This is a genomic window from Bifidobacterium criceti (genome assembly GCF_002286935.1).
GTDB classification, from domain to species: domain Bacteria; phylum Actinomycetota; class Actinomycetes; order Actinomycetales; family Bifidobacteriaceae; genus Bifidobacterium; species Bifidobacterium criceti.
The window spans coordinates 24,651-40,531 of sequence record NZ_MVOH01000007.1 but is presented as its reverse complement, the minus strand read 5'-3'; the positions used below and the strand labels follow the sequence as shown (position 1 = coordinate 40,531).

The following is a 15,881-nucleotide window of genomic DNA, read 5'->3' as shown; positions in this document are numbered from 1 at the left end:
TTTGCGGCACCGCACGACGCTAACGCCGTCCTCACCTAGCAAAAGGCGCACGCCGTATGACGTGCGCCCCGTTTTGCGCTGTCCTTCCAGTCGGATCCTTCCGGATCCGATCAGGCGACGATCACAGCTGGTCGGCGAAATGCTTGTTCGCGACGATTTCCGCGAGTTCGACGGCATTGAGCGCCGCACCCTTGCGCAGGTTGTCGTTCGTCACGAAGAACGCAAGACCCTTGTTGCCGTCGACGGCCTGGTCCTGACGGATGCGGCCGACGAAGCTCGGCGTCTTGCCTGCCGCGAGCTGCGCGGTCGGGATGTCGACGAGTTCGACGGCGTCCGCCTTCTCGAGCACCTCACGTGCCTGCTCAGGCGTCACATCCTGTTCGAACTCGGCGTTGACACTCATGCCGTGCGACGTGAACACGCCGACGCGCACGCACGTGCACGACGCCTTGAGGTCCGGCAGATGCAGGATCTTGCGGCTTTCGTTGCGCAGTTTCTGCTCTTCGTCGGTCTCCTCCGAGCCGTCGTCGACGATGTCGCCGATGAACGGGACTTCGTTGAACGCGATCGTGCGCGCGACCTTCGTCGGTTCCGGGAAATCGATCGCGTCGCCGCCGAAGACGAGCTTGTCCGCGCCCTGTTCGACGGCCGCCTTCGCTTCGTTCATCAGCTGCTCGACGCCCGCGCGGCCCGCGCCGGAGACCGCTTGGTACGAGCTCACGATGAGGCGCTTGAGGCCGAACGCGTCGGAAAGCGGCTTGAGGACCGGCATGATCGCCATCGTCGTGCAGTTCGGGTTCGAGACGATGCCGGACGGGATCTCGTCAAGGTCGTCCGGATTGACTTCCGCGACGACGAGCGGCACATCGTCATGCATGCGCCATTGCGACGAGTTGTCGATGACGTACGCGCCGGCTTCGGCGAACTTCGGAGCCCACTGCTTCGACGTGCCGCCGCCCGCGGAGAAGATCGCGATGTCGATGCCGTTGAGGTCCGCCGTGGCGACGTCCTCGACGGTGATGTCGTGGCCACGCCAGTTGAGCACCTGCCCCGCGGAATGCGCGGACGCGAGGAAACGCAGGTCCTTGACGGGGAAGTCGCGTTCGTCGAGCACACGGCGCATGACCATGCCGACCTGTCCGGTCGCGCCGAGAACGGCCACATTGACGCCACGTTCGTTGATTTGTACCATTTGCCGGCTCCTTAGTTCTGCCGTTGGGTTGTTGTTCTGCCGTCGGATGTCGTATCGACGATTGTTGTCCGCTGAATGCCGACGCCGGTTCGTCAGCGTCCGGTGCCGCCGTAGACGACCGCTTCGACCTTCTGCGCGTCGAGTCCGTACGCCGTGTGGAGCGCCTTGACGGCCTCGTTGAGCTGGTCGAGCGGCACAAGCGCGGCGATGCGGATCTCGGACGTCGAGATCATGAGCACGTTGATGCCTTTCTCGCTGAGCGCCTTGAAGAAGCGCGCCGCGAGCCCGGAGTGCGTTTTCATGCCGACGCCGACGACGGCGACCTTGCCGACGTTCGGATTGACGTCGAACGAGTTGTATCCGAGCGTGTCCTGTTCCTGAAGGAGCACTTCGCGCACGCGCTTCGCGTCCTTGCCCGGCACGGTGAACGAGATGTCGGCGGTGCCGGTCGAGGCGCCCGCCTGCACGATCATGTCGACGTTCACGCCGATTTCGGCGAGACGCTCGAACACGCGCGCGGCCATGCCCGGTTCGTCGGCGACGCCGCGGACGGTCGCGAGCGATTCGCTGCTGTCGTGCGCGACACCGGAGATGATCGGCGTCTCCTGGCCGAGGTCGGGAAACAGATCGCCCATCGACTTGTCTTCGTTCTCATTCATGGTTCTTTTGCTCTCCGTGGGTTGTACGTGGGTTGGCGTTGGTACGTGGATTGATTGGTTCGTGGAAATGCGCCGGCGTCTCGGATGTGCCCGGACGTGCACGACGTGTTCAGACGTTCGGCAGCGTGTTCGGATCGACACCATCGGGGACGACGAGTGTTCCTGAACGGTGGGAGAACGAGCTGCGCACATGCAACGGCATATTGAAGCGCTGTGCGTATTCGACGCAACGCAATGCGAGCACTTTCGAACCGCACGACGACATTTCGAGGATCTCGTCGTATCCGATCGACGGGATGCGGCGCGCGGTCGGCACGATGCGCGGATCGGCGGTGAAGATGCCGTCGACGTCGGTGTAGATCTCGCAGATGTCCGCACCGAGCGCGACCGCGAGCGCGACGGCCGACGTATCGGAACCGCCGCGACCGAGCGTCGTCGCGTCGCCGCGTTCGTTGCGTCCTTGGAATCCGGCGACGATCGCGACGCTGCCGAGGTCGAGCGCGCGGCGCACACGGTCCGGCTTGACGGCGCGGATGTGCGCGGCGCCGAACTGGGCGTCGGTCATGAAACCGGCCTGTGAACCGGTGAACGAGTATGCGTGGGAACCGGCGGCGTGGATCGCCATCGCGAGCAGGCTCATCGAGATGCGTTCGCCCGCCGTCATGAGCATGTCCATTTCACGTGCCGGCGGATCGGAGTCGATGCTCAGCGCCTGGTCGATGAGGTCGTCGGTCGTGTCGCCCATCGCCGAGACGACGACCGCCACATCGTTGCCCGCGTTCTTCGTTTCGATGATGCGTCGTGCCACACGCTTGATCGAGTCGGGGTCGGCGACGGACGAACCACCGTATTTCTGCACGATAAGAGCCACAACTATCCAATCTTCTCTGTGTTGTTTGTTTGTGTACGCATGGGACTCGCGACTGTGCCCAGTGTACGCAGGAAGCTCGATTATTATATGGACGCCTCCGTGACGCGCCGGAACGTGTTCCCACGATACGAAACGCCCGGGTTGCGCGGCGTGGCGCTCAGACCTCGCGCCGTCCTTCGAGCGCGCGCGACAGCGTGATCTCGTCGGCGTATTCGAGGTCGCCTCCGACGGGCAGTCCGCTCGCGAGGCGCGTCACTTTCACGTCGAGTGGTGTCAGGAGCCTGCCGAGGTATGTCGTCGTCGCCTCACCTTCGATGTTCGGGTTGAGGGCGACGATGATTTCCTTGACTTCGTCGGTCTGCAACCGGTTGAGCAGCTGCGCGATGTTGAGGTCGTTCGGTCCGATGTTCGCCATCGGGTTGATCGCACCGCCGAGCACATGGTAGAGGCCGCGGTATTCGCGTGTGCGTTCGATGCTCATGACGTCCTTCGGTTCCTCGACGACGCATATCACGCTGTGGTCGCGTCGTGGGTCGGCGCATATCGCGCATGGGCTTGTCTCGCACACGTTGCCGCACACCTCGCAGAACCGCACTTTGTGTTTGACTTCGGTGATTGATTCGACGAGGCGCTGCGCTTCGTCGTCGGGTGCGCCGAGCACGTAGAACGCGATGCGTTGCGCGCCTTTCGGGCCGATGCCCGGCAGGCTTGCGAACGCGTCGATGAGGCGTTGGATCGCGCCGTCATATGCCAATGCCATGGTTTCCTTTCCCGGCGTCCGTCTTAGTGCGCGTTGTGGTTGCGCGGGTTCTTCGGATCGTCCGCCGCGAATGCTTCAACAGACTTCACATCGAATAATTCCTTGACTTCGTCGAGGCTCATCGCCTGTGACGTGGCCAATGATTCGTCGTCGATCGAGTATTCGTCCTCGTCCGGGTCGACTTGGGGTGCGGGGGCCGGTTCCTCCTGCTGCGGCGTCGGGGATGGCTGCGCGTCGGCGTCGGCGCTGCCGAGCTGACCCCACGGGTCGGCGGGCGGCGTGGGCTCGCTGTGCCTGCCCTGCGCCGCCTGCTGCTCGATCGAGGAGACGCGCGCGAAATCGATATGCGCGGGCTCGTCATCGTGGTATGCCCATGGATCGATGCCTGCTTCGCCCATCGACGCCGCCGCACCGTTCGGCGACGGCGCAGTGAGCGGCGTTGGTTCCGCGTCCTGTGACGGGCCGGCGGCTTGCGCCGGCGTGGCGGTGGCGCCGCCCTGCGTGGCCGGCACCTCCTCGTGGGACGACGGGTCGTCGGATGGCGTCGTGAACGACGTATGGGTCGGCTTCGCGTCCGCCCATGGATCGTAATCGGCTCGGGCCGGTGCGCCACCGCCTCGGTGTACGGCGTCATCGGCGGCGGGGGTGTCGGCCGCCGCCACAGGTACCGCGCCTTCGCCGGATGCCGCGCGTCCGAGTTGTGTCTTGAGCGTCGCCTGCAGGTTCTCCTTCGCGAGCTGCGCCTTGATGCGCTGCTGTTGGTCGGACGGGAGCCGCTTGAACGGCGGCGCGGTCTGGCCATCCTCCATCGTCGGCGTCGGCGCGAGCCGCACGTCGGGGCCGAACACGCGGTGCACTGCGGCGCGCACGATGTCGGTGACTTCGGTCCGCCCATCGACGCTTTCCTTGCTCACGGCGAGCGCGAACGCGTATTTGTCCATCGGCGTGCCGAATTTGATCATGAGCTTGCGTCCGCCGGTCCTCTGGTCCGGCGCGAGCTTGATGCGCGGCACCCTCGTGCGGTCCACATACGAGCGCACGTCGGCCGGAAGTGACGTCACGAGGCCGTCCCACATCTCGTCGGGGGTGCCATTGGCTGACGGCGCGCCGGCCGGCCGGCCCTGTTGCACGCCAGCCCTGGATTCTGCGATGCGCTGCGCCTCCGCCGCGGCCCGCATCGCCGCCGTCGCGGCGTCCATCGCATGCTGCTCGTTCGACTGGCGGAGCTGTGCATGCTGTGCCGGCGGCGTCACGGAAGCGCCTTGCGCCGCCGATGGTTGCCCGGCAGCCGCAGCGGGCGCGTGGGCGGTGTCGGCCGCAAGAGCCGGTGCCGCGGCATGCCCATGCGCGGCGCCACCCTCGGGCGTGTCGGTTCCGATAAATCCACCGCCCGTCGCCGGCTTCGTCGGATCGGCATGCTGTGACGCATCGGCGGTGTTGCCATTGAGCGCCGCATAGCCGGTCTCACGTCCTGCGAGCAACCGTGCGGCAAGCAGTTCGAGGCGCATGCGCGGCGACGTCGCCCCCGCCATATGCGTGAGCGCCTCGTCGGTCTCCTCGGCCATCGCCGTCAATGTCGCCAAGCCGAGCGCCGTCGCCTGACGGTGCAGATCGTCGAGGTCCTCGGCGGCCGCGTCGTCGCTCAATACATGTTCGGCGTGTTCGCCACCAAGCGTGAGCACGAGCAGGTCGCGGATGCGCGAGAGCAGGTCCTCGACGAACCTGCGCGCGTCGTACCCGCCGACGATGACCTTCTGGATGACGTCATAGAGCTTCGCGCCATCATGGTCGATGATCGCGTCGATCGCGTCGCCGATGAGCACGTCCGGCGTGAACCCGAGGAGCGCGGCGGCCGCGTCATAGGTGATGTCACCGTCGACGGCGCCGACCATGAGCTGGTCAAGCACGGACAACGTGTCACGCACCGAACCGCCGCCGGCGCGCATCGCGAGCCGCAGGACGCCCGGTTCGGTCTCGATGTGCTCCTGCTCGCATATCTCCTCAAGATACGGCCCCATCGTCTCGGGCGGCACGAGCCGAAACGGATAATGGTGGGTGCGCGAGCGGATCGTGCCGATGACCTTCTCCGGTTCCGTCGTCGCGAAGATGAACATGACATGCTCGGGTGGCTCCTCGACGATCTTGAGGAGCGCGTTGAAGCCCTGCGGCGTCACCATATGCGCCTCGTCGAGGATGAAGATCTTGTAGCGGTCGCGCGCGGGCGCGAATCCCGCGCGTTCGCGCAGCTCGCGCGCGTCGTCGACGCCGTTGTGGCTTGCGGCGTCGATCTCGACGACATCGATCGACCCCGGCCCTCCCGTCGCGAGGTCACGGCAGCTGTCGCACGCACCGCATGGATGCGACGTCGGGCCTTCGACGCAGTTCACGCAACGCGCGAGGATGCGTGCGGAACTCGTCTTGCCACAGCCGCGCGGACCTGAGAACAGGTATGCATGCGTGAGCCTATGTTCGTCAAGTGCGCGCATGAGCGGCACCGTCACCTGGTCCTGCCCGATGACGCCTTCGAATGTGTCCGGACGATACCGGCGGTAGAGCGCTAATGCCATGTCGATTCCCGTTTCTCCATCGCGAGTGCCTCGCTGTTCACTGCTTCTACGGTACAGCCTGCTCACCCGGGCGGACGCACGCATCCCCGTGGGGAGCGCGGGCCCGTGCGCGCGGCTGAGCGTGTTGCGTCCATGGCGGCCGAATCCATGGATCCCATTCCCTCATGCGCCGCCACATGGGCGCGGCCCCGCCCGTGCGTACGCCGTCACATGGCCGACGAACGGCACATCGGTCGGTACGTGGACACGCACGGCCACATCGTCACCATCGACGTCGCACGATTCGAGGTTGCCGGCATTTGCATCGGTCAGCCATGCGGCGACCGCACACGGCGTGCCATCGCCCCGCCATAGCGCGGATGCGGCGCCGAGCGCCGCGACGTCGGCGGCCGTGCGCGCCTGCGACTGCCGCAGCACGATGTTGCCAGCCGCGGCGAGCACACCGATGAGCACCGCCGCCGCAACGACGAGCGCGACACCGACGACCGTCGCCGATCCCTCATCTTCGCGTCGCGCGAAGTATGCACCCACACGTCGCGCACGTCGTTTCATCATCGTCGTCACCTTTGTCATCGTCCATCCTCCTCGGTGATGCGCGTCCACGCACCATCCATCCATGTCAACCGTCCTGTTTCGCGACGGCCGCCTGCCCGTGCACCGTCATCGGCAATACACCGAGCGGGTCGGCGAGCACACGGCACGTCGTCGTGACGATGAGACGGTCACCGTGGTCGGCGACCGAGAGTTGCACGCCCGCAGGCGCGGACACGGACTCGGTACCGCCGTTGACGAGCACAGCGCGCGCGGCGTCCGCGGCCGCATCCTGACAGGAGATCTGCGTGACGCCCGCGCGCGCGACGTACAACAGCAGCACAGCGACGGCGACGACGACGGGGAGGATGACGGCGAACTCCGCCGTCGCCGCCCCCGTGTCCCCACCGCGCGCCCACGCGCGCAGACGGTCCCATATGCGTCGCATGCCGCACCGTCAGACGCTCAGCGCCTTCTTGACGATGTTCGTCAGCAGCGTCTTGATCGCATCCGATTTGAGCAATGCGACGAGTACTGCAGCGAATCCGGTCGCGGCGACGAGCACGACCGCGTACTCGGCCGTCGCCGCGCCTTCCTCAGGCTGCGCCTTGAGCGTGCGCATCCTCGCGTCGAGCATGACGCCCGCGCGCGTCATGCGCCGGCCAAGGTCCTGCAACGGCCATCCGGTATCCATCGTGTCGATGCCGATGCCGTCATCGAGGGAGATCATGTTGTGCATATCCAACTCCTTTGTTGTGTGTGGTGTATCTGGTCGTCGTGTTGCGCGCGACGATGATGTTTCACATGAAACGTGCACGTCGTCGCGCATCGTCGTATCACGCGCTCACCGTATAAACGAGATGATCGTGGGGATGACCGCGATGCATAGGAACGCGGGCAGGAAACACAGACCCATAGGCAACAGCAGCCGTACGGACAGTTTCGACGCCGCCCGCTCGATGCCCATGCGCTCCATAGTGTCGAGCTGTTCCCTCGCCGCATCGATCTGCGCGACGGCGGCGACGCCCCCGTTCCACGACTCACGCAATGCATCGCGTACAGCGGAGCACACGGCCGCAAGCCGCGGCTCATCCGGAGCGCAGACCCATGCCTCATCCCACGAGGCGCCCTCCATGAGCCCATCGGATACGGCGGCGAACGCCCCCGCGCACGGTCCGGTGCAGCACGCACCGACGGCACGCAATGCATCAGGGATCGACTGGCCGCCTTCGAGGGCCGCCGCGAGCAATTCAAGGACAAGCGCCGCATTCGGCACCCAATCGCCGTCCAGACGTTCCGGCAGCGCAAACAACCTCGCGCCAACATCGACGCCGACGCATGCGGCACCCGCCGCGAACGCCACGCACACGGCAGCGCAACAGGCCCAGCCGAACGCATCCATGCGCACCTCCCGTCAGTCATCACCCGCCTCCATCCGTGCCATGAGCCGACGCATCCAGACGGCGCCGGCCGCATGGCACATCGCGCCCAGCACGAGGCAACACATGCCTTGCCAAGAGCCGAACAGGACGCCGAGCGGGTCCGCGCCAAGCACCTCGCCGAGGATGACGGTGACGGCCGGCAGCCCGAGCAGCATCTTGACCGTCGATTGCGGCACGGCGAACGCGTTGCGCTTGAGCTCCTCGCGCATATGGATGCGCGCGTGCGCCATACGTACTGCCTCGACGCAACGCGCCATCGGGCATCCGACGCGGATGCCGAGCGCGCATGCGGCGCGCAGACCGCTGGCCGCATGCCGCACCTCGTCTTCCGTCTCGTCCGGCAACGCGCGGACGCGCAACACATCGGCGAGCCTTGCGATGTCGATGCCGCCATTGCAATCGGTCACATCGCCGTCCGGGATGAACGTCGGGCGCTTCCGTTCCATGCATCGCGCATCGGTCCCGAAGCGGTGTTCGAGCGATGATGGCATGTCATGCCCGGCGCGCAGCGCAGCGGCCAATCCCGCCAGTTCGGCACCGATGCCGGCACGTCGGCCGCCGGCGGCCTCGACTGATCCGCCCGCATGCCCATCAAGGCGGTCGAGGCGCGTCTCAGCGCCGTCGTGAAGCAACACGGCGAGGAGCACGGCCAGCGCCGCCGCAATCGACCACGTCATTGCCCCACCTCCTTAGGAAATCGGACCAGGCCGGCCCAATGACCGTCTCCTCGGTCGCACCGCGCCCGACGGCCTGCCGTCCGCGCAAACGACCGTCCCGGCAATCGAGCATGCCGATCTGCGCGATGCGGCGTCTCCCATTGGCGCGTTCGAGATGGATGAGCACATCGAACGCACCGTCGGCGAGCCGTTCGAGCGCCGCGGGTTCCACGTCGGCGAGCATGCCGAGCGAGACGAGTCGCGCAGGCACACGGTCCACGCCGTCGGCATGGATTGTGCTGAGCGACCCGCGGTGTCCGGAGTTGAGCGCCCTGAGCAGATCGACGACCTCCTCGCCGCGCACTTCGCCGACGACGATGCGGTCGGGGCGCATGCGCAGCGTCGCCTTGACGAGCGCGGGCAGACCGACGTCGCCGGCGCCTTCGACGTTCGCGTCGCGCGCGACAAGCGACACGACATGCGGATGCGGCACCGAAGCGAGCTCACGCACCTCCTCGACCGTCACGATCCGCTCATTGGGCGCACATGCCGCGAGCAGGGCCTTGAGGAGCGTCGTCTTGCCGGTTCCCGTCGCTCCGGAGACGAGCATGTTCGCCTTCATGCGCACGAGCATGCGCAGCATCGGCGTCCACTGAGGCGGGAACATGCCGGTTGCGGCGAGCGCGTCCAGATCGGCGCGCGCACGGTCGGGGAACCGGATCGAGATCGATGCGCCTTGCGGTACGATCGGCGCGATGACGGCGTGCACACGTGTGCCGTCATCGGCCGCCGCATCGGCGATCGGTTGTGCTTCGTCGAGCCGCTTGCCAAGCTGCGCACACAGGCGCACGGCAAGGTCGCGCACGACTGCTGGATCGTCGAGCGGAATCGCCGTATGCGCGAGTTGCATGCCGTGGCCACCGTCAAACCATACGGTCCCGTCGCATGTCACGACGATGTCGGTGACGCGCGCATCGGCGCCAATCGGGGCGAGTGGCCCCAGCTCAAGCGTCCTGCACGGAACGGAAACGCCCATGACCGCCTCCCTACCGCAGCGCGCCGCTCAGGTCGCATACGCGTTCCACTTCACGCGTGAGCACGTCGAGCGGAGCCGCGTTGCGTTTCGGCAATGTGCGCACGCCAAGGCCTTCGAGCACGTCGCCGCACATCTTCGGGTCATTGCGGATGGGACCGATGACATCCCTGCCGAGATATGTCTTCGCCTCACGCACATCGATGACGCCGCGCATACGTGCGGATCCACGTGGTTCGATGCCAACGATCGCGATGACGTCGCCGGGATGCTCGGCGACGGGACGCGCCGGCTGCCCCGGACCTGGCGGTGCGGTGCGCCGCTCGACGCTCTCCCGGCCTTGCCGCTCCAGCCAATCGAGATGTGCGCGGGCGCGCGCAAGGCCGAGGACCGACAGTTCGACGACGACGATGTGCGACGCCTCGATGAGCGATGGCGCTTCGGGGATGCACTCACCGCGCGCAGCATCGACGACGACCACCTCATCGCATGCGGCGAGCGCATGCACGGCTGCCTCCAGTTCCCACGGTTTCGGCGCGTCGCCGTTCCACGGGTCGAACGAGAGGACGGCCACGCCATCCCATTTCGGCAGCTGCCGGTACAGCGCGGGACCGCTCAGCTGTCCGAGCGGCGCATGCACATCATGCCAACGCGAGCCGTGTTCGTGTTCGATGCCAAGGAGCACATCGAGACCACCGCCGCACATGCGCACGTCGGCGTCGATGAGCGCCGTGGGCGCATGGCGGCCGGCGAGCGCACGCGCGAGCACCGCCGAGAGCGTCGAAGTGCCCGCTCCGCCACTTCCCGATGACAATGTGACGACGTTGCCGCCGGACAAGTCGATCACCTCACGCTGCGCGTCGTTGCGGCGCATGACTTCCTGCGGGCGCGGCCGGCTGGACCGCGCGTGGGTTCCTCCCCGCGGCGGCGTGTAGTACCGCTGCGGTTCGTTCGTGCTGCGGGACGCGCCGAATGCGGTCATCGGCCGGATCATCGCCCCTATCCCATCTGCGTATGCAGGCATCATCAATGTGTTCATGTGTCGATTGAACGACGTCCGCGTTCGGCGGCGCAATCCGAACGGGGGTATGTGTACGGACGGTCCGGTTATCCACATTTGAGCTCACTGTGAACATCCCTACTGCCGTCTGGGAAACGCCCCACCCATCCACCAGGGCACGGCCGTCTTTCGCGGCACCGCCGCACAACACTGCTGCCTATACGCCGCATACAGCCGCTCGTTGCGGCACCGCCGCCAACCACTTCCATCCATACGCCGCAAACGGCTGTACGCTGCGGCACCGCCGCCACTGACAGCCGTCCATACGCCGCACACAGCCGCACGCTGCGGCACCACCGCCGCACACGTCCACCGGAATATGGGAATATGACGGAACACAAAAAGGGGACCCACCGAAGTGGGTCCCTGACAAGTCCAACTGCGCAGAATCTCTGCACAACTTCATCGTTGCAACGGTAAGTCTTTCCAATACCCGCCCAACGTAATAATCTTTCTGATCATATACTTTTGTGGGTCTGCTATTCAGTTGTTCTTGTACTTGACAATTATGCTCGTTTCTCCGCATTCCGCAAGCCGCATGCACCAATGTTCGCATTTTTTCCATTTTGTTCGCGGCGATGATGAATGCAACACGCAAACGGTACGTATTGTCCGCTATCGACACCGCAATGTTCATTCGAACACGGATGTCGGCGTGTCGTTCACCGTGCGCGCGAACACCACCAATCGCCGACGATGGGTGGTACACCGCACGACGCCGATGACAACCGATTCCCCTTAGGTAAAGTTTGTGCAACAAAAACGGTGATTTTCCCCACTCCCAGTGATTTCTCGGGCCCAACCCCCTAAAGTAGTGACCATGGCACAGATTTTTGACGCACCTTCAAAGGCGATTCTGCGCAGCCAGATCGCCGAACATATCGCAGAGACGGACAAAAGCGACAAACGCGAGACGCTCAACGGCGAACAGCCGTTGCCGAAGGACCGCTTCTTCGACCGTGAGCTCAGCTGGCTCAAGTTCAACAAGCGTGTGCTTGAGCTCGCCCAGGACGAGGACATCCCGATCATCGAACGCGCGACGTTCGCGTCGATCTTCGCGAACAACCTCGACGAGTTCTTCATGGTCCGCGTCGCCGGCCTCAAGCGCCGCATCGACACCGGCATCGCCGTGACGAGCCCGTCCGGGCTGAGCCCACGCCAGCAGATGCGCGCGATCTCCGAGCAGGCGCACAAATTGCAGGACGAGCACGCCCACTACGTCGTCGACCACATCCTACCCGACCTCGCGAAGGAGAACATCAAACTGCTGGGCTGGGACAAGCTCACGATAAGCGAGCAGGAGCGCCTGTCCCGCTACTTCCGTCAGCAGGTCTTCCCGGTGCTCACGCCGCTCGCCGTCGACCCCGCGCATCCGTTCCCGTACATCTCGGGCAACTCGCTCAACCTCGCGATCATCGTCGAGAACCCGGCGTCCGGCAAATCGCATTTCGCGCGAGTCAAGATCCCGGACAACATCAACCGTCTCGTCCCCGTCGACGACATGACCGAGGACGATTCCGACGAAGTGCGCTACGGCTTCATCACGATGGAGAACCTCATCATCGCGCATCTTGAGACACTCTTCCCGGGCATGATCATCAAGGAGGCGCGTTCGTTCCGCGTGACGCGCAACGAGGACATCGAAGTCGAAGAGGACGACGCCGAGAACCTGCTCAACGCGATCGAGAAGGAACTGCTGCGCCGTCGTTTCGGCCCTCCGATCCGTCTCGAGATCTCCGACGAAACGTCCCCGTTCCTCTCGCAGCTGCTCGCCGACCAGATGGGCGTCACTCCGGAGGAAGTGTACCGCCTGCCCGCACCGCTCGACGCGACCGTGCTCTTCGAGCTCGGCGGCATCGACCGCCCGGACCTCAAGTTCCGCCCGTTCGTGCCGACGACGAACCGCCAGATCGCACAGGTCGAATCGAGCCGCGCACAGGACATCTTCGCCGCGATCCGCGAACGCGACATCCTGCTGCACCATCCGTACGATTCGTTCTCGACGTCGGTGCAGGCGTTCCTCGCGCAGGCCGCGGCCGATCCCAAGGTCCTCGCGATCAAGCAGACGCTCTACCGTACATCGAGCAACTCCCCGATCATCGACGCGCTCATCGACGCCGCACATGCCGGCAAGCAGGTGCTCGCACTCGTCGAGCTCAAGGCGCGCTTCGACGAGGACGCGAACATCGCGTGGGCTCGCAAGCTCGAACGTGCGGGCGTGCACGTCGTCTACGGCATCGTCGGACTCAAGACGCACTGCAAGCTCTCACTCGTCGTGCGGCAGGAAGCGGACGGCCTCAAACGCTACTGCCACGTCGGCACCGGCAACTACAACCCGAAGACCGCACGTCAGTACACCGATCTCGGTCTGCTCACCTGCGACCCCGTCGTCGGACAGGACATGACGCGCCTGTTCAACCAATTGAGCGGTTATGCGCCGAAGTCGAGCTTCCACCGTCTCCTTGTCGCGCCGCGCACGGTGCGTTCGGGACTCATCCAACGCATCCGCCGAGAGGAGGACGCCGCGCGCGCGGGGAAGGAAGCGTGGATCAAGATCAAAGTGAACTCAATCGTCGACGAGAAGACAATCGACGCACTCTACCGCGCAAGCCAAGCGGGTGTGAAGATCGACATCGTCGAACGCGGCATCTGCTCGCTCAAACCGGGCGTCCCCGGACTGTCCGAGAACATCCGCGTACGTTCGATCCTCGGTCGTTTCCTCGAACACAGCCGCATCTACGCGTTCGCGAATTCCGACGGTCCGCAGATCGGCGAAGGCCCGATCGCGGGACCGGAGGTGTGGATCGGTTCCGCCGACCTCATGCACCGCAACCTCGACCGCCGTGTCGAAGCGCTCGTGCGCATCACGATGCCGGAACAGATCGACGAACTCATCAAATACATCGATCTGCAGATGGCGGATTCGACGTCGAGCTGGCATATGCAGCCCGACGGCACATACGTGCGACACTCGAAGGACGCGGACGGACGTCCGCTCGTCGACAGCCAGGAATACCTGATCCGCAAACACCAGCGCCGTCCAAACGCGCACAACTGACGACGACGTCCGCGAACACAAGACGATACGGGGTTCCGTGACGCGCACGACGCGCGTCACGGAACCCCGTACATTGTTGCGCGCATATGCGCACGATGTGAACACGCGCGCGTCTCCTACAATGGGAGACATGAGCAGCAAATGCAAACATGTCGTCGAAGCGGCCGGAGGCATCCTCTACCGCCGCCGCGGCGGAGCACCCGACGGCGAAATCGAAGTGTGCCTCGTGCACCGTCCGAAATACGACGACTGGAGTTGGCCGAAAGGAAAACTCGAGAACAACGAATCGCACCGGCATGCGGCCGTGCGCGAAATCGGCGAGGAAACCGGGCAGTACGTCGCGCTCGGCGCATACCTCGGCGATGTCGAATACCCATTGAGCGCGGAAGGGCGCAAATCGCGCAACAAACACAGCGGAACGGACAGCGGACAGCGCAAACATGTGATGTATTGGATGGCGACGGTCATCGACCGCGCACGTGCACACACGATGGCGCCCGCGTTCGGCCCCGTGCACCGCGCGGACGTCGGAGAAATCAACGATGTCATATGGTTGACGATTCCCGAAGCGCGCAAGACACTCACCCATTCGACCGACAAGGAGATCCTCGCACTGTTCGCCGACCGGCTCGAGGAACACGCGGACGAAGCGCACGTCGTGCTCCTTGTGCGCCACGCGAAGGCGGAACCACGCAAACAGTGGAAAGGCACCGACGCCGCACGCCCGATCACGCCGCTCGGCGCATCCGCGGCGTACGCGCTCGACCGCGAACTCGCATGCTACGCGCCGACCCGGCTTACGTCGTCGCCATGGATGCGCTGCCAACAGACCATGGAAATGCTCGCATGGCAGACGAACATGCCCGTCGAGTTCATCCCCGAACTCACCGAGGACGCGTTCGCACGCGACGAAACGGCCGCGTGGAAGGCGTTCCTCGCGCAACTCGAACGCACCGTGCACGGCGCGCAGCCGATGGCGATATGCATGCACCGCCCCGTCATCGGCGGCATGTTCGACCATCTGCGCCTGATATGCGCGAACAAATCGCTCACGAAGAAACTCATCGCGAAAACGCCGTATATGCCGACCGGCAGCGCACTCGCACTGTTCCTCGTCCCGACGGGCGACGGCCTGCGCATCATCGACATACAGAAAGTGGCACCCATTGTCTACTAATTCGTCCGCCAACTTCCCACGTTCCGGGTCGGGATCGATCATCGCGAGCCGTTCCGCGTTCACCCATACTGGTTCGCCGCGCCCCGCACGCCCAGGTCAGCTCGACCAGGCGCTCGCGGAGAACATCGCGGGAGGGGTCGATCCCGAACAGCTGAGCGCCGTGAGTCACGCGACGGCGTGGGCGTTGCTCAGCCATGTGCACAAGACCGAGGATCCACAGGTCGTCGAACGTGTGCTCACGCTTGTCGACCACGAGGGCGTCGACGTCATCGCGGAACTGTGGAGCCACACGGAGCCGGATTCGCTCCCCGGGGTGCTGTGGCGGCTGTATCTGCTGCGCACATGGATGCGTAGGCAGCGTGGGACGATCGCGCGGCTGTGGCGTCTTGGTGAGCCGATCGCGACGTCCGCGTCGGCGATCGCGGGCGTCGATGCGGCGCCGACCGAGGAAGACATCGCGCGCACCGCTGACTCGATTCTCGCGGGCGCGTTCCGCGGCGATTTCGCGGTCGCGCTCGAGCGAGCTGCGACATTCGTGAACGTCATCGTTCTTGGTATGCGCGCGCAGGCGCGGCGCATCACCGCGCACGCGAAGGCGATGGCCGATCCGGACATGGGTGCCGTCGGCACGACCGCCGACATCCGCGCCGCGCATACGAAGGCCGCCCAACTGCTGCACACGGCGGCGAACCTGCACACGACAGCCGAGGATCTGCGTACCGGCGCGCATCTGTGGCGCCGGGGCCGCCTCGAGTAGCACGCGCAGCCGCCGCAGCGCGTGTTTTCCGTCCCATTCCGCAGACCCCGCCAACCAACCCACCCGCAAACACGCCCGTTTCCGTCCCACTTTGCAGCCACCACCTGCCAACCGGGAC

General features: G+C 65.2%; 15 protein-coding genes. 3 read left to right on the top strand and 12 right to left on the bottom strand.

The features are described from left to right. Positions 1–121: 121 nt before the first annotated feature. The 12 genes from B1526_RS03715 to B1526_RS03660 all read right to left on the bottom strand — a co-directional run bounded on the left by B1526_RS03715 (position 122) and on the right by B1526_RS03660 (position 10,585). Complete coding sequence (locus B1526_RS03715; protein ID WP_095614757.1) at positions 122–1,192, bottom strand: aspartate-semialdehyde dehydrogenase; 1,071 nt, start codon at positions 1,190–1,192, stop codon at positions 122–124. Positions 1,193–1,284: 92 nt separating this feature from the next. Continuing rightward, positions 1,285–1,851: an ACT domain-containing protein gene (locus tag B1526_RS03710; protein WP_095614756.1), complete on the bottom strand. Its 567-nt coding sequence runs from the start codon at positions 1,849–1,851 to the stop codon at positions 1,285–1,287. 109 nt (positions 1,852–1,960) lie between these two features. Continuing rightward, positions 1,961–2,722, bottom strand: coding sequence for an aspartate kinase (locus tag B1526_RS03705; protein WP_095614755.1), 762 nt, complete (start codon positions 2,720–2,722; stop codon positions 1,961–1,963). A 157-nt stretch (positions 2,723–2,879) separates the two neighbouring features. Next, a complete protein-coding gene (gene recR, locus B1526_RS03700) occupies positions 2,880–3,482 on the bottom strand; it encodes a recombination mediator RecR (protein ID WP_095614754.1) in 603 nt (200 codons plus the stop codon). 23 nt (positions 3,483–3,505) lie between these two features. Further along, positions 3,506–6,049, bottom strand: coding sequence for a DNA polymerase III subunit gamma/tau (gene dnaX / locus B1526_RS03695; protein WP_095614753.1), 2,544 nt, complete (start codon positions 6,047–6,049; stop codon positions 3,506–3,508). 162 nt (positions 6,050–6,211) lie between these two features. Next, a complete protein-coding gene (locus tag B1526_RS03690) occupies positions 6,212–6,622 on the bottom strand; it encodes an Rv3654c family TadE-like protein (RefSeq protein WP_157908690.1) in 411 nt (136 codons plus the stop codon). Positions 6,623–6,668: 46 nt separating this feature from the next. Continuing rightward, positions 6,669–7,028, bottom strand: coding sequence for a TadE/TadG family type IV pilus assembly protein (locus tag B1526_RS03685; protein WP_095614751.1), 360 nt, complete (start codon positions 7,026–7,028; stop codon positions 6,669–6,671). Between the two features lie 9 nt (positions 7,029–7,037). Beyond that, positions 7,038–7,274, bottom strand: coding sequence for a DUF4244 domain-containing protein (locus tag B1526_RS03680; RefSeq protein WP_235607021.1), 237 nt, complete (start codon positions 7,272–7,274; stop codon positions 7,038–7,040). A 150-nt stretch (positions 7,275–7,424) separates the two neighbouring features. After that, positions 7,425–7,982 (bottom strand): type II secretion system F family protein, encoded by a 558-nt coding sequence (locus B1526_RS03675; RefSeq protein WP_095614749.1) that lies wholly within the window; start codon positions 7,980–7,982, stop codon positions 7,425–7,427. A 12-nt stretch (positions 7,983–7,994) separates the two neighbouring features. Next, positions 7,995–8,699, bottom strand: coding sequence for a type II secretion system F family protein (locus B1526_RS03670; RefSeq protein WP_095614748.1), 705 nt, complete (start codon positions 8,697–8,699; stop codon positions 7,995–7,997). Then, positions 8,635–9,714: a CpaF family protein gene (locus B1526_RS03665; protein ID WP_095614747.1), complete on the bottom strand. Its 1,080-nt coding sequence runs from the start codon at positions 9,712–9,714 to the stop codon at positions 8,635–8,637. Before B1526_RS03665 ends, B1526_RS03670 begins: the two co-directional genes overlap by 65 nt. 10 nt (positions 9,715–9,724) lie before the next feature. After that, the gene (locus B1526_RS03660; protein WP_201260122.1) at positions 9,725–10,585 is read right to left on the bottom strand and encodes a P-loop NTPase; all 861 of its coding nucleotides are present in this window, start codon (positions 10,583–10,585) and stop codon (positions 9,725–9,727) included. A gap of 1,006 nt (positions 10,586–11,591) precedes the next feature. Here B1526_RS03660 and B1526_RS03655 point away from each other — a divergent pair. From B1526_RS03655 to B1526_RS03645, 3 genes are all read left to right on the top strand, one after another. Further along, on the top strand, positions 11,592–13,829 hold the full coding sequence (locus tag B1526_RS03655) for an RNA degradosome polyphosphate kinase (protein WP_095614746.1): 2,238 nt from the start codon (positions 11,592–11,594) through the stop codon (positions 13,827–13,829). Between the two features lie 121 nt (positions 13,830–13,950). Next, the gene (locus B1526_RS03650) at positions 13,951–15,006 is read left to right on the top strand and encodes an NUDIX hydrolase (RefSeq protein ID WP_407640990.1); all 1,056 of its coding nucleotides are present in this window, start codon (positions 13,951–13,953) and stop codon (positions 15,004–15,006) included. Continuing rightward, the gene (locus B1526_RS03645; RefSeq protein ID WP_095614744.1) at positions 14,996–15,763 is read left to right on the top strand and encodes a hypothetical protein; all 768 of its coding nucleotides are present in this window, start codon (positions 14,996–14,998) and stop codon (positions 15,761–15,763) included. The genes B1526_RS03650 and B1526_RS03645 overlap by 11 nt, the downstream gene beginning before the upstream one ends. Positions 15,764–15,881: the final 118 nt, after the last annotated feature.